Origin of the sequence: Curtobacterium sp. VKM Ac-2922, from assembly GCF_022815645.1 — a bacterium.
In the GTDB taxonomy this organism is placed as follows: domain Bacteria; phylum Actinomycetota; class Actinomycetes; order Actinomycetales; family Microbacteriaceae; genus Curtobacterium.
Map to the genome: position 1 here is coordinate 133,813 of NZ_JALGRO010000007.1, position 14,361 is coordinate 148,173.

The 14,361-nt window shown below is 72.5% G+C and carries 12 protein-coding genes; 7 read left to right on the forward strand and 5 right to left on the reverse strand.

Annotated elements, in window-relative coordinates; translation table 11 throughout:
• The first annotated feature begins 85 nt into the window (after nucleotides 1-85).
• The 3 genes from phoU (at nucleotide 86) to MT346_RS10090 (ending at nucleotide 2,426) form a co-directional block, all read left to right on the forward strand.
• Nucleotides 86-742 carry a phosphate signaling complex protein PhoU gene (gene phoU, locus MT346_RS10080; RefSeq protein ID WP_243562929.1) on the forward strand — a complete coding sequence of 219 codons (657 nt, stop codon included), beginning with the start codon at nucleotides 86-88 and terminating at the stop codon, nucleotides 740-742.
• Nucleotides 743-856: 114 nt separating this feature from the next.
• Entirely contained in the window at nucleotides 857-1,396 is a 540-nt protein-coding gene (locus MT346_RS10085; protein WP_243562930.1) for an AAA family ATPase, read from the forward strand.
• A gap of 85 nt (nucleotides 1,397-1,481) precedes the next feature.
• On the forward strand, nucleotides 1,482-2,426 hold the full coding sequence (locus tag MT346_RS10090; protein ID WP_243562931.1) for a hypothetical protein: 945 nt from the start codon (nucleotides 1,482-1,484) through the stop codon (nucleotides 2,424-2,426).
• 77 nt (nucleotides 2,427-2,503) lie between these two features.
• Here the strand turns inward: MT346_RS10090 and MT346_RS10095 are convergent, their stop codons facing one another.
• Entirely contained in the window at nucleotides 2,504-3,250 is a 747-nt protein-coding gene (locus MT346_RS10095; RefSeq protein WP_243562932.1) for a phosphoglyceromutase, read from the reverse strand.
• Between the two features lie 43 nt (nucleotides 3,251-3,293).
• Here MT346_RS10095 and MT346_RS10100 point away from each other — a divergent pair, with 43 nt between their 5' ends.
• The gene (locus MT346_RS10100; protein ID WP_243562933.1) at nucleotides 3,294-4,067 is read left to right on the forward strand and encodes a class I SAM-dependent methyltransferase; all 774 of its coding nucleotides are present in this window, start codon (nucleotides 3,294-3,296) and stop codon (nucleotides 4,065-4,067) included.
• A gap of 148 nt (nucleotides 4,068-4,215) precedes the next feature.
• On the opposite strand, the gene MT346_RS10105 is transcribed toward MT346_RS10100, so the two are convergent.
• From MT346_RS10105 to MT346_RS10115, 3 genes are all read right to left on the reverse strand, one after another.
• On the reverse strand, nucleotides 4,216-5,286 hold the full coding sequence (locus tag MT346_RS10105) for a folate-binding protein YgfZ (RefSeq protein WP_243562934.1): 1,071 nt from the start codon (nucleotides 5,284-5,286) through the stop codon (nucleotides 4,216-4,218).
• Complete coding sequence (locus MT346_RS10110; protein ID WP_243562935.1) at nucleotides 5,286-5,894, reverse strand: FABP family protein; 609 nt, start codon at nucleotides 5,892-5,894, stop codon at nucleotides 5,286-5,288. Before MT346_RS10110 ends, MT346_RS10105 begins: the two co-directional genes overlap by 1 nt.
• A gap of 137 nt (nucleotides 5,895-6,031) precedes the next feature.
• On the reverse strand, nucleotides 6,032-6,313 hold the full coding sequence (locus MT346_RS10115) for a hypothetical protein (RefSeq protein WP_243562936.1): 282 nt from the start codon (nucleotides 6,311-6,313) through the stop codon (nucleotides 6,032-6,034).
• A gap of 85 nt (nucleotides 6,314-6,398) precedes the next feature.
• Here MT346_RS10115 and MT346_RS10120 point away from each other — a divergent pair, with 85 nt between their 5' ends.
• Genes MT346_RS10120 through MT346_RS10130 form a run of 3 tightly spaced genes read left to right on the forward strand, consistent with a single transcriptional unit; the run spans nucleotide 6,399 to nucleotide 10,064 of the window.
• Entirely contained in the window at nucleotides 6,399-7,085 is a 687-nt protein-coding gene (locus MT346_RS10120) for a response regulator transcription factor (RefSeq protein ID WP_243562937.1), read from the forward strand.
• A complete protein-coding gene (gene mshD, locus MT346_RS10125) occupies nucleotides 7,082-7,924 on the forward strand; it encodes a mycothiol synthase (RefSeq protein ID WP_243562938.1) in 843 nt (280 codons plus the stop codon). Before MT346_RS10120 ends, mshD begins: the two co-directional genes overlap by 4 nt.
• A 46-nt stretch (nucleotides 7,925-7,970) precedes the next feature.
• Entirely contained in the window at nucleotides 7,971-10,064 is a 2,094-nt protein-coding gene (locus tag MT346_RS10130; protein WP_243562939.1) for a serine/threonine-protein kinase, read from the forward strand.
• A gap of 58 nt (nucleotides 10,065-10,122) precedes the next feature.
• Here the strand turns inward: MT346_RS10130 and MT346_RS10135 are convergent, their stop codons facing one another.
• The gene (locus MT346_RS10135) at nucleotides 10,123-14,349 is read right to left on the reverse strand and encodes an FtsK/SpoIIIE domain-containing protein (protein WP_243562940.1); all 4,227 of its coding nucleotides are present in this window, start codon (nucleotides 14,347-14,349) and stop codon (nucleotides 10,123-10,125) included.
• Nucleotides 14,350-14,361: the final 12 nt, after the last annotated feature.

Here is a 14,361-nt window from a genome sequence, read left to right on the forward strand (position 1 = left end):
GATCGCGAAGCGTTCAGGCCCGAGACACCGACCGTTCACCTGGGCTGACGACACTCTCCCGGTACGCAGAGAGAGGCCATCCCCCATGCGCGAAGTCTTCCAACAGGAACTCCAGGACGTCCAAGAGCGTCTCGCCGAGATCGCCGGGCTCGTCGAGTCCGCCATCACCCGGGCAACGCAGTCGTTCACCGAGTCCGACGTCGCCCTCGCCGAAGAGGTGATCGCGGACGATGCGAAGATCGACGACGCCGCCTCGAGCCTGGACGAGATCGCGATCGACATCCTCGCCCGCCAGGCCCCCGTCGCCCGCGACCTGCGCGTCGTCGTGACCGCCCTGCGCGTCAGCTCGTCGCTCGAGCGGATGGGCGACATGGCCGAGCACATCGCGCAGCTCACCCGCCAGCGCTTCCCCGAGAAGGTCGTCCCGAAGGGCCTGCGCGGCACCTTCAAGAAGATGGGGCAGCTCGACGTCGCCATGGCGCAGAAGCTCACGCGGCTGCTGGCGACCGAGGACATCGCCCTGGCATCGGAGATCCGCGACGAGGACGACGCCATCGACGAGCTGCACGCCAGCGTGTTCGACTTCGTGCTCGGCGAGACGTGGAAGGGCGCACCGATCGACACGGTCGACGCCACGCTCGCGTCCCGGTACCACGAGCGCTTCGCCGACCACGCCGTGTCGATCGCCAAGAAGGTCGAGTACCTGGCGACCGGTGACTGGGTCGGTTCGACCAACCCCTGAGTCGTGTCACGAACGGCCGATCCCGCTTCTGGCGGGGTCGGCCGTTCGTGCGTCCGCCGCGGTCTGTGCCGTCGTGCGTCCGCCGTGGCCCGTCGGTCTGGGAGGATCGAGGACATGGCCCAGGTCGCGATCATCGTCAACGGCATGCCCGCCTCGGGCAAGAGCACGATCGGAGCAGCACTGGCCGAGGTGCTCGGCTGCCCGTTCCTGTCGAAGGACCGGATCAAGGAGCCGCTGGCCGACATCGCCGGCCCGATGATCCCGTCTCGCGAGCTCGGTGCGATCGCGATGGGCACGATGTGGCAGATGGCCGGCGCGGTCGAGAACGGCGTGGTGCTGGACGCGGTCTGGCTGCCGGTCCGCGACCGGGCCTTCCTGGAGGCCGGACTCGCCACCGCCGGATCACCGCGCGTCGTCGAGGTCTGGTGCGACGTCGACCGCCCGACCGCCGAAGAGCGGCTGGCGGACCGGTACGACCCGGGTTCGCCCCTGCGTCACCAGGTGCACGGCGACCTGGCGGACATCCGGGCGTTCTGGGACGAGCACGGTCAGGCCGCCGGCCCCATGCAGGTCGGTCCCGTCGTGCGCGTGGACACCACGGCACCCTACGACGTCGGCGAGCTCGTGCAGGAGATCGCATCACACTTCGTGTGAACATCGCATACTGAATACTTTGCAGTTGGTCCTGCGATGCTGCTCGACGCCCGTCCCCCGACGGGCGTCACGAAGGAGCACACCCATGACCACCCCCACCCGTCGTATCGCGGCGGCCGCCGCCGGTGCCGCACTCGCCGGCGCGATCACCCTCGGCGCTGCCCTGCCCGCCACCGCCGCCACCGGATCCGGCCCGTCCGTGTCCACCGTGTCGGCCACGTCCACGAAGTCCGGTTCGGTCCCCACGCCCGGGGTGAACGGCATCGACGTCGTCGACGGCGTCTCGTACCTCAGCGGCACCGGCGTCCCCGGCGCCGACCTCACCATCAGCGGCCGCACCCTGATGCACGGGACCGTGGGCGCCGACGGCACCTGGCGCATCCAGGTCGAACCCGCGTCGGGCTTCAGCATGTACCAGGCGGTCGGCTCCACCAGGTCGCTCCCGATGTACTGGGCGACCGGCAGCCCGGCCGTCCCGGCCGGCCAGGTCACCCCCGAGGCCCCCAAGGCCCGGACGCCCACCCCGGGCGTGAACGGCATCCAGGTCGTGGACGGTGTCTCGTACCTGAGCGGCACCGGGGTCCGCGGTGGAAGGGTCACCATCACGGGCGGTACCACGGTGATTGCCACTGTCCGCGACGACGGCACCTGGCGCATCGCCGCCCGGCCGAACACGGGCTACCGGATCTACCAGAAGGCCAACGGCTCGCAGTCTCGAGACGTCATCTGGATGACCGGTGACCCGGCAGTGCCGGCGGGCGAGGTCACGCCGCCGCCGGCGATCCCGGCAGCGCCGACGGTCACGGAGTCCACGCGGCTCGGTCCGAACTCGATCCACCTGACCGGCACCGGCACGCCGGGGCTGTACCTGGACGTCGCGTTCTCGTACGGCGGCGGGATCGTCACGAAGGTGCAGGCCGACGGCACGTGGCAGGTCGACCTCGCCGACTCCTCGCGCGGGTGGACGATCTACCAGGTCGACCAGGGCGCGAAGTCGCCGACGGTCGCGGTGGCGCCGGTCGCCGACTGACCTGGTCGACGACGGACGGCCCCGGACTCCGGTCGGAGTGCGGGGCCGTCGTCGTCGTGCCGAGGACGCGCCGGTGGCTACTTCTTGGCGCCCTGGGCGGCCACGGCGGCGGCACCGGCAGCGGCGGCCTCGGGGTCGAGGTAGCGCGAGGGCCCGGTCGGACGGAAGTCGTCGTCGAGCTCGTACACCAGCGGGATGCCCGTCGGGATGTTGAGCCCCGCGATGTCGTCGTCGGAGATGCCGTCGAGGTGCTTCACCAGCGCGCGCAGGGAGTTGCCGTGCGCGGTCACCAGGACGGTCTTGCCCTGCGCCAGGTCCTTCGTGATGTCCGACTCCCAGTACGGCAGCAGGCGCTCGATGACGAGCGCGAGCGACTCGGTGCGGGGCAGGTCCTCGCCCAGGTCGGCGTAGCGGCGGTCGCCGTACTGCGACCACTCGGCGTCGTCGGCGATGGGGGGCGGCGGCACGTCGAACGAGCGGCGCCACTCCATGAACTGCTGCTCGCCGTACTGCTCGAGCGTCTGGGCCTTGTCCTTGCCCTGCAGGTCGCCGTAGTGGCGCTCGTTGAGGCGCCAGTCGCGCTTGACCGGCAGCCAGGCCAGGTCGGCTTCGAGCAGGGCGATGTCGGCCGTCTGGATCGCGCGGGTCAGCAGCGAGGTGTACAGGACGTCGGGGACGATGCCGGACCCGGCGATGAGCTCGCCGGCGCGCTTCGCCTCCTTCTCGCCCAGCTCGGAGAGCCGGACGTCGACCCAACCGGTGAACAGGTTCTTCTGGTTCCAGTCACTGTTGCCGTGACGGAGCAGGACGAGCGTGGAGGTCATGGTCGAAGTCTACCGAGCGGCCCGCTCCCCGTAGCCTGGTGGCATGCCGATCGGGAACGTCACGCGCGGGACGACCGGGCACAACCGGCTGCGCCGCGTCGACCGGTGGATCGCAGCACAGCCGGCGTTCCGACGGGCTGCCGACCCGCTCGTCGCCGACGTCGGCTACGGCGCGAGCCCGACCACCACGCTCGAGCTCCGCGACCGCCTGGCGCTGGTGCGACCGGATGTCGAGGTCACCGGCATCGAGATCGAGCCGTCCCGCGTGGCACTGGCCACCGCGGGGACGCGCGACGGCGTCACGTTCCGGCTCGGCGGGTTCGAGACCCCCACGCCCGATGGACGCCGGCCCGTGGTGATCCGCGCGTTCAACGTGCTGCGGCAGTACGACGAGTCCGAGGTCGCCGCGTCGTGGCGCATCATGCAGGACCGTCTGCAACCGGGCGGCGTACTCGTCGAGGGCACGTGCAACGAGGTCGGCCGAGTGGCGTCGTGGGTGACGCTCGACGACCGGGCGCCGCAGACCTTCACCGTCTCGTTGCGACTGGCGGGACTCGACGTGCCGTCGGTCGTGGCCGAGCGGCTGCCGAAGGCCCTGATCCACCGGAACGTCCCCGGCGAGCGGGTGCACGCGTTCCTGCGTGACCTCGACCTGGCATGGGCGGTGGCGGCGCCGCTCGGCACGTACGGCCCGCGGCAGCGGTGGCTCGCGGCGGTGGCGGGCATGCGTGACCGGGGCTGGCCGGTGCTGCACGGCACGACGCGGTGGCGACTCGGCGAGCTCAGCGTCCCGTGGTCGGCCGTCGCCCCGCGCTGACGCGACACCCGTGCCCGTGCCCGCCGCCCGCCGTCCCTGCGACGCCGAGTCTCGGCCCGGCGGACACATTCGACGTCGCGACAGCGCGAAACTGTCCGCGGAGCCGAGACTCGGCGCGCGCCGAGCAGCACGCGCCGGGCGCACCGGCTCAGGAGCGCTTGACCGCGCCGAGCCGGGGCAGCCGCGGCACGTTCGCCGTCGCACCGGCCCCGGGCGGCACGATGGTCTCCTGCGCTGCCGTCACCACCACGTCGTCCGCGGTCAGCGTCAGCACCGCAGCCGGGTCGAGCGAGCGCTTGACCACCGCCAGTCCGATCGGCCCGAGCTCGTGGTGCACCGCCGACGCCGCCAGCCGCCCGACCACGACGTCGTCGAGCAGCACAGGGGTCCCCGGCGCCGGCAGGACCGCGTCGGAGCCGTCCAGGTGCAGCATCACCACACGCCGCGGCGGATGTCCGAGGTTGTGGACCTTGGCGACGGTCTCCTGCCCGCGGTAGCACCCCTTGCTCAGGTGCACGGCGGAACGCAGCCAGTCGAGTTCGTGCGGGATCGTCCGCTCGTCGACGTCGGTCAGGACCGGACGCCACGCGGCGATGCGCAGGGCCTCGACCGCCAGCAGCCCCGCGACGGGCCGGTCGGACGCGGCGAGCGCGGCCGCGGCGTCGGTGGTGAGGACCGCGATCCGCAGCGTCCAGTCGGACCCGGGGTGGGCCTCCTGGCTGGCGTAGCTCCACCCGCCCAGCGTGACGGACGCCCATGGGTCGACCCACGCGACGACCGCGTCGGGGACCAGGCCGTCGGCGAACGCGCCGATCGTGACGAACTCGGCGGACCGGTCGGTGACCTCGACGCGCAGCATGAACCGCATCGACGACAACCAGGCTGCGAGCGGCTCGGCGTCGCCGGGTTCGGTGAGCAGCCACGTGGTCCCGCCGTCGTCGACCACGCGGGCCGCGTGCTCGACCCGGCCGGACTGGTCGAGCACCAGCGTCTCGGTGCTGACACCGGGTGCGAGACCGAGCAGCAGCTGCGACGTGATCGAGTTGAGCCAGGACAGCCGGTCCGGGCCGGTCACCGTCACGACGCCCAGGCCGAGTTCGACGACTGCGCGACCGTCGGCCAGCGCGCGCTGTTCACCGAGCGGGTTGCCGAAGTGGGCGGCGGGGCCGGCGTCCGACGCGACGAAGGCGGGGCGATCGGCGAACACGGAGACGGCCATCAGTCGACCTTCGCGAGCTGCCCCGAGGCGTGCGAGGTCAGGGCACGGCCGAGTGCGGCGATGTCCCACGCCCAGAAGAGCTTGCCCTCGACCAGGCCGTAGATGCGCGTCGCTGCGGCGTAGTCCTTGGCGTTGGCGGAGCGCATCACGGCGTCGGTGGCCAGGTCGATGCGGCCCTTGCGGACCTGCCCGACGTAGAGCTCGTTGACGCCCGTGGGGTGGATGATCGCCGCTTCGATGTCGAAGCCGTCGTTGGTGTTGCGCAACGTCTCGACGCTCTGGGTGGTGCCGAACGGCACGACGCCGTCACCGAGCAGCATCGCTGGGCCGCGGTCGCCCGGTTCGGACGGACGGTCGAGTCGCCAGTACCCCATCTCGGCGGCGAGCGGCGTGTTCGCGTCGTCGAGCAGCCAGGTCGTCGACGAGTAGTTGAGGTAGGGCAGGCCGTCGTGGCTGAAGCTCACGCGCTGGCCGAACTCGTAGTTCTCGACGTCGGGCTCGTCGCCTTCGCCGACGGGGTACTCGACGACGCCGGTGCCTTCCCAGACGCCGACGAGCCAGGACAGGGGCACGAGTTCCGGGGCCAGGCCCTCGGGCAGTTCGATCAACGCTGGCCCTTGAACAGCTTCACGACGACGGTGACCGACACGAAGGCGATCGCGAGCGACGCCAGGCCCAGCAGACCGACGTAGAAGAGCTCGAGGGCAAGCAGCGAATCCATGCCCCGGAGTCTACGCGGCGCGGCTCAACGCGCCAGGAGCACCACGGCGGTGACGAGCACCACGACGAACGAACCCGACGACGCGATGCTGATCCGCTCGACCAGGCCGTCCTTGGTCGCGGTGATCAGCTGCAGCACGAAGCTGACCATCACCGAGGCCACGAACACCAGCAGCAGCCACGCGAACGAGTCCCGCTCGCTCAGCGTCAGCACCAGGACCGCGCCCAGGATCGACAGCAGCCAGACGGGGAGCACCGACGTCAGCTTGAGTCGACGCTGGTCGGCGGGCGGGACGGGCTCGGTCACGTCCCCATCATGTCAGGTGCGGATCGGGCGCTTCCCGAGCATCACTAGGATGTCCCGCAGACGTCTCATCCGTTCTGGAGGTCCTGTGGCACAGCTCCTGGTACTCACTTCGGCCGCGCCCGGCGACGTCCTGCCCAGCCTCGGCCTGTTGAGCCACCGGATCCGCCACGTCCCGGCCGAGGCGGCCCAGCTCGTGAACGCCCCGCAGTGCGACCTGATGTTCGTCGACGCCCGCACCGACCTGGTGAGCGCCAAGGCCCTGTGCAAGATCCTGTCGACCTCGGGCTCGACCACGCCGATCGTGCTCGTCGTGACCGAGGGCGGGCTGACCGCCGTCACGAGCGAGTGGAACGTCGACGACGTCGTGCTCGAGACCGCCGGCCCGGCCGAGGTCGACGCGCGCATCCGCCTGAGTTCGGGGCGCGCCGCCAAGAACTCGACGGGCACCAAGATCCAGGCGTCCGGCGTGGTCATCGACGAGGCCAGCTACTCGGCGAAGGTGCGCGGCAAACCGCTCGACCTGACGTTCAAGGAGTTCGAGCTCCTGCGGTTCTTCGCCACCCACCCCTCGCGCGTGTTCACCCGCGAGCAGCTGCTGAGCGAAGTCTGGGGCTACGACTACTTCGGCGGCACCCGCACCGTCGACGTGCACGTCCGACGGCTGCGCGCCAAGCTCGGCGACCTGGAGTCGCTCATCGGCACGGTCCGCAACGTCGGCTACCGCTTCAACGTCTACGACGACGAGGCCGAGCGCCTGACCGGCCAGTCGTGACCGACCTGTCGCCGTTCACCGTCCCCGGCGAAGCGCCGCCGTTCTCGGACCAGACCCTGGTCGACGTCCGCGCCGGCCGTGCGGTCGTGGTGCAGGAACCGGCCGAGGGTCCGGCCGACGGCGTGGCCGTCGTGCGCGATCGCGAGCTGGAGCTGGTGGTCCGCCTGGAGGCCCGGGGGAACGGCATCGGCACACGGCTCGTCGAGCAGGCGCTCGCCCTGGGCGACGGGGTCGCACCGCGGCTGGCCTGGGCGCACGGCGACGGTCCCGCGGCACGTGCGATCGCGACCCGGTACGGCTGGGCGGCCACGCGCACGCTGCTGCAGCTGCGCGCACCGGTGCCGGACACCGGAGCCGCCCCGGGCCTCCCGGCCGGACACACGCTCTCCGGAGCCGTCATCGGCACCGACGCGCCGTCGGCGGACGAGACCGACTGGCTCGCCCTGAACGGCGCCGCGTTCGCGCACCACCCGGAGCAGGGCTCGATGACGCTCGACGACCTGCGGGCGCGCGAAGCGGAACCGTGGTTCTCCGGCGACGACCTGCTGCTGCTCCGTGACGCATCCGGGGCGCTCGTGGGGTCGTGCTGGCTCAAGGTCGACGACGGCGTCGGCGAGTTCTACGCGGTGGCGGTGCGCCCGGACCAGCAGGGTCGGGGACTCGGCGGCGTGCTGATGCGTGCCGGGTCGGCGCGACTGGTCGGACGGGGGCTGCAGGCGCAGGCGCTCTACGTCGAGGGGGACAACGAGCCGGCGCTGGCACTGTACCGACGGTCCGGGTTCACACAGCATGCGATCGACGTGCAGTACGCGGCACCGGAGCACCTGCCCGGCCGGTAACATGAGAGGGCCGGCGAGGGGTCGGTCACTTCGAGTCGGGGGATCCGTGACGGAGCACATCCGGGCGCAGTACGGCGCGGGCGAACCGCTCGGTGCGGCGTACCGACTGGTCGAGTTGCTGGGCACCGGCGCCACGGGCGAGGTCTGGCGCGTCGGACACACCGCGACCGGCGACGAGTTCGCCGCGAAGCTGCTGCGCGCCGAGCTCGCTGCCGACCCCGGCATCGTCGAGCGGTTCGTCCGCGAACGGTCGGTGTTGCTCGCACTGCAACACCCGTCGATCGTCCGGGTCCGCGACCTGGTGGTCGAAGGGGACCGCCTGGCGATCGTGATGGACCTGGTCCGCGGCGGATCCGTGCGCGACCTCCTCGCCACGTCCGGCACCCTCCGGCCCCGCGACGCCTTGACGATCACCGCGGAGACGCTCGATGCGCTGGCGGCGGCGCACGAGCAGGACGTCACCCACCGCGACGTCAAGCCCGACAACGTGCTGCTCGCCGCGCCGTGGGCATCGGGTGCGGTCGGGGACGTCCGCGTGACGGACTTCGGCATCGCGTCCGTCGTGGCCGAGCGCGAACGTACGACCACCGGGTTGCTCGGGACGCCGCAGTACATGGCGCCGGAGTCGATCAGCCACGGCCGGTCCGGTCCCGCCGCCGACGTCTACGGCGCCGGGGTGATGCTCTACGAACTGCTCGCCGGACGGACGCCCTTCGCCGGTCCGGGCACCGACTTCGCCGTCGCGTACCGACACGTCACGTCGACGCCGCCCGTGCTCGACGTGGCTCCCGCGCTCTGGGCCGCGCTGTCGTCGATGCTCGCGAAGGACCCGGGTGCGCGGCCGAGTGCCGTCGACGCGGCGGCGACGCTGCGTCGGGTGGCGCGGGCGGTGTCCGACGCCCCGGCACTCGCGCCGACGGGTGACCCGGAGGCGTTCGACGAGGTCGAGCGGCCGGCGACCGTGGTGCGCGGGGCTGCCGCCGGTGGCGGGGCTGCTTCGGGCGGGGCTGCTGCGGGCAGCTCCGCCGGCTCCGGTGTGGGCGACTCCGGTGTGGGCGGCTCCGGGTCCGACGCCGGTGCGGTCGGTCCGGTCCCCGAGCTCGGTCCCGCGGGGTCGCAGACCGTCATCCGGCCGATGTCCCGGCAGCCGCGCATCGCGCCACCGGGGTCCTCGACGGCGTCAGCGGCGTCAGCGGCTTCGGCCTCCGAGGGCCCCTGGTGGCGTCGTCGCCCGTCGTGGCTGACGAACCGGGCCGTCGTGTTCGGGGCCCTCGGCGTCGTACTCGTGGCTGCGCTCGTCGTCGGCGGCGTCGTCTGGCTTCCAGGAGCCCTCAGGAAGACGCCCGGTGCGGCCGCGACCGCCCAGGCCGCCAGCGCCTACCAGCAGGACCGACCACTGCCCACGGGACTCGCGACCACGCGCAAGGCCACGATCGACCCGCAGCGCCGCACCGTGACGCTCAGCGTGACGTACTCGGCGCAGGACGTCGCGCTGCGGGGCGACCTGCTCGAGGTGGTCCCTGGCGCCCAGCGCGGCTCGACGTGCCCCGCGGTCACCTGGACGGGCGACGGTCTCCGGGCGAAGCGGAACCAGCCCTCACTGACGGGCGTCGACACGGCGTGCGCCTGGACGCTGTCCGGCCTGCAGGTGCCCGCCGGTCAGGACGTCACCGTGCAGGCTGCCGTCGCGCTGCCGTCCGTGACCGACGCCGCCGCACTGCAGACGTGGCTCGACGGGGTCGGCTCGGCCACGACCGCAGCGGTCACGGACCAGTCGGTCACCGGGACCGCGTACCCCGTGCAGCGGCTGCAGGGTGTCGAGGTGCGCACGCCCGACCGGACGGTGAGCCAGACGACGCTGCCGGTGACGATCGTGCCGGTGTGGCCGAGTGGCGCTGACGAACTGAACCCGCTGTACCGCAGTCCGAGCACGGGGACGCCGTCGCAGATGCTGGTCGACGTCGCCGGGGGCGAGGCCGGCGTGCGGTTCGCCGACGGGTGCTCCGGGGCGCTGGCGGTGTCGTCGGACGGGCTCGTCGTGACGGCGCTGTCCGTGGCGCCGTCGTGCACCGTGCTGGCGACGGTGGGCAACTTCACGAACCTGCAGAGTTCACCGTTCGGGATCACGACGCGCGACTGACGGCGGCGGTTGTCGGGAGCCGGGGTGCGGGGTCCGGATGCCGGTTCCGGGTGCCGCGTCAGGCGCCGGCCGACGCCGTCTGGACGAGTCGGACCGCACCACCGGATGCCGCGTACCCCCGGCCGACGGTCATCGCCACGGGCGAACGTCGGGGCAGGGTCACCCCGAGCAGTTCACCGTCGTAGTCGACGTCCGGCTGCAGGAGCACGCCGCACCGTGCCTTGCGGACCGTCTTCGTCCAGTGGCTGTAGATCGAGCGCAGGTCTGCCGCACGACCGGCCGCCACGACGCACAGTCCGGGCCGCTCGGTGGCCAGGAACGAGCTGATCGCCTGGTCGCCGTCGTCGAACCGTTCGGCGTCGTCGATCAACAGCAGCACCGGCCCACGTTCGAGTCGGATGCCCGCCAGCAGCGCCGGGACCTCGTCCGGGCCGACCGCGACCCGGTCGAACCCGGCAGCAGCGAGGGGGGACCGTCGGTCGCAGATCGCCCACACCGCCGGACGCGTGCCCGACGCCGAGCGCACGAGTTCACCGATCGTCAGCAGCATCGTCGACTTGCCCGACCGCGCGGGTCCGGCGACCAGGACGTGCTCGCCGTCGTACACCTCGAGTGCGGCGACCCCCAGGTCGTCCTCCGCGATGCCGACCGGCAGGCGCCAGGGCTCGGTGTCGAACGACGCGCCGGTGCCCAGGCTCGCGATCGGGACGGTCTCCGGCAGTCGTCCGACCGACTGCGGCTTGGGCGTCGCGTCCGGCCACCGCGCCGCGACCGCGCCGACCGCCTGGTCGAGCGGCAGGCCCGGCGTGGCGACGTGGGCCTGCAGTCGATCGGTCGAGCCGATGAACCGACCCGGCACGGCCGGTGGGACGTTCTTCGGGCGGACGCCGATCGATGCGTAGTCGTACGGGTCGGCCAGGCGGAACAGCCACTTCTGCGTGGTCACCTCGTCCATCGCCGAGGGCACGGCCTTCGCGCGCGTCGTCGAGACGGCGAACGAGATGCCGAGCGCCGGCCCCTCGGCGTACACGCGGTACAGGGCGTCGAGCAGCAGCTGCCCCTCGAAGTCCTGGTACTCGTCGCGGAGCGCCGCCAGTCCGTCGATCAGCACGACGGCACGGCGTCCACCGGGCGACGCTCGGCGCCGGTCGAGTTCGGTGCGCAGGTGACGCAGGAACCGTGCACGCAGCTCGACCGAGCCGGTGCCGGACCCCACGTACGCCGTGGTGTGCGGCAGCGTCGCCAGCGGCGCGAGGTCCCCAGGCCCCATGTCGAGCACCAGCAGGTCGAGGTCGTCCGGGCTGGCGGACGTGGCTGCCTGCAGGGCGATCGTCGCCAGGGCGGTGCTGGTGCCGCTGCCCGGGATGCCCATGAGCATGAGGTTGCCCTCGTCCAGGTCCCAGCCCGTCGTCACCTGCCGCTGGTGGTCGGGGTCGTCGGCGATCGCCACGGGCACGACCCGGCCGTCGACGTCGGTCAGCGCGTCGAGGTCGACCCGTTCGCCGAGCGCCTCCGGCCAGATCGGTCGCGGAGCCGCGTGCCCGGCAGCGGTGTTCGCCTTGCCGATGGCCTCGATGAGCAGGTCGAGCTCGGTGTCGTCGCTCGCGCTCGGAACCGGCGCGGCGGGCCGTGCGGGCACGCCGAACACGTCGGTCGGGCGGACGGTCACGGGCCGCTCGGCGCGCTCGTCCCGCGCTCGCCCCGTGACCAGGGCGGTCTGGACCGGGGTGATGTCGTCCTGGCCGAGCTTCACGTAGGCGCGACCGGTCTGCTGCCGACCGATGCCGGCTGCTGCGGGCACGCCGATGACGTTCGTGGAGTCCTCGCGGCTCTGCACCCGGAGCGCGACGCGCATGTTGGTGTTCGCCAGGATGTCCTCGCTCACGACGCCGGCGGGACGCTGGGTCGCCAGGATCATGTGCACCCCGAGCGTGCGGCCCACGGCGGCGACGCTGACGAGCGAGGTGAGGACGTCGGGGAAGTCCTTGGCGAGCATGGCGAACTCGTCGACGACCAGCAGCAGTCGGGGCATCGGCTCGGCGGGGCGCGTCGCCAGGTACGCATCGAGGTTGTCGATGTCGGCACCGGCGGCGGCGAAGACCCGCTGCCGCCGTTCGAGTTCGGCCTCGAGCGCGCGGATCGCCCGGTCGGCGAGCTGCTCGTCGAGGTTGCTGATCGTGCCGATCGTGTGGGGCAGACGCTCGCACGCGGCGAACGCTGCCCCACCCTTGAAGTCGACGAGCAGGAAGTTGAGGTGCGTCGGCGCGGTCCGGGCCGCGAGCCCTGCCACCAGCGACCGCAGGAACTCGCTCTTGCCCGAGCCGGTGGTCCCACCGACCAGACCGTGGGGGCCGTCCCGGACCAGGTCGATCTCGAGCACGCCGGTCTCCGACGCGCCGATCGGCGTCGAGACACCCGTCGGGGCGTCCCATGCGGCGCGGATCGCGTCAGGTGTCCTGCCACCGAGCAGGTCCGGCAGGCGGACCAGGGACGGCAGCGACGCACCGGGCACCGTCAGTTCCGGGTCGTCGAAGTGCGCGATGCTCCGTGCCGCCCGCTCCGCGGTCGCGGCGCTCAGCCCCGCGAGCACGACGTCCTCGACCCGGGTGCGGTCCTCGGGCCGGTACACCGTGGCCGCGGCGTCCGGGGCGACCGTGATGATCGAGGTGCACGCGGCCGGCAACTGCTGCTCGTTCGTCGCGATGACGATCCCGCTCACCCGTCGGGGTCGTTCGCCGGGGCGAAGGGGCTGTCCGGGAACGGTACGCCCCTGGCCGAGCAGGTTCCGGGCGGGGGCGTCCCGCCCCTCGGTCAGGACCTCGGAGTCGATGACCACGAGCAGGTTCGGGGTCGGCAGGTCGTCGAGCGCATCGTGCAGCCCACGGAGCATCGATGCGCTCTGGTCGCGCTGGGCCGCCATCCAGCGTGCGCCGGTGCTGCTGCCCGCGACGCGGGCGTGCGGCAGCCAGGAGGCCCAGCTCCAGTCCGTCTCGCGGCCCCGGTCGCAGAACACCCCGACGGTCAGATCGGCTGGTCCGCAGTGCACGGTCGCCTGGGCAAGGAGGCTCCGGGCCAGCGCGAGCGCGCCGTCCCGGTCGCCGACGATCCCGACGACGCCGGCATCGGACAGGTCGGCCACCACCGGGGCGGCCGTCAACCGACTGTCGTCGACCACGGTCTTCACGGCGTCGTCGAGCTTGACCGACGAACCCCGCTGGTCCACCTCGGGTCGCCACGGCGCGTCGCCGGTGCCCGCGTGCAGGCTGAGGAAGTCCAGGTCGTCGGACCGGCGCTGCCACAGGAGTGTCGTCGGCAGCAGGGCGCGACGGATGACGGTCGCCGGGTCCGGCACGAGTTCCTGCCGGCGTGCCGCTTCGACCGCCGCAGCATCGGTGATCTCGCCCCGGAACGCGTCGACCGCCCCGGCGAAGCGCGCCTCCTCGTCCTTCAGGTTGCGGGCGCGGCGGTGCTTCTGCTCGAACCACATGCCGATCGCGGTCACGGGGCTGAGGAGTGCGAACAGGGCGAAGCGGGCGTCGCCGAGCAGCAGCACCATCGCACCCGCGAGCACGAGCGGCGCAGCGACCGTGATCCAGCTGAACTTCGACGCGGGTGGGACGTCCTTGCGGGTCGGCGGCACGACCGCATCGGTCTCGGTGCTGCGACCTGCACGCGGCGGACGGTTGAACGGTGCCGTCGACGCCGGCGTCAGGTTGGCGGCGGACCCGGCGGGTGCCACCGGGGTCTCGTCGAGCGCCGGACGGACGAGCAGGACCGCGCCGCCGACGATGACGCTCGTGCTGCCGGTGAGCAGGACCCCCTCGTCGGAGATCCGCTCCCCCGCGATCACCGTGCCGTTGGTCGAACCCGAGTCGCGGACACGGATGCCGTCGGCTTCGTGCTCGAGCGTGCAGTGCTCCCACGACGCGCTCTCGGTCGCCAGGACCACGTCGGCCTGCGGTGCCCGTCCGACCACGAGCGGTCGGCCGCGGGGCACGGACACGACCCGTCCCGCGTCGAGGCCACCGGCCAGGGTGACACTCCACCCGTCGACGACGGACGGGCGGTCCTCGGGGGTCCGGGCGATGCGCGATCCCTCGAGCAGCACCAGGTCGCGCAGCGGGGTGTCGGTGCTGGTCCGGTGCCCGTCGACGGCGAGCGTCGTGCCCGGTTCGGGAGACGACCCGAGAGCCGCACCCAAGAGTTCACCCAGGGTCGAGGCCCCGGACCAGCCGTCGACCTCGACCGCCTCGGACCGGTCGTCGAGTTCGATCAGCACCCGCATCTGCCTGCTCCC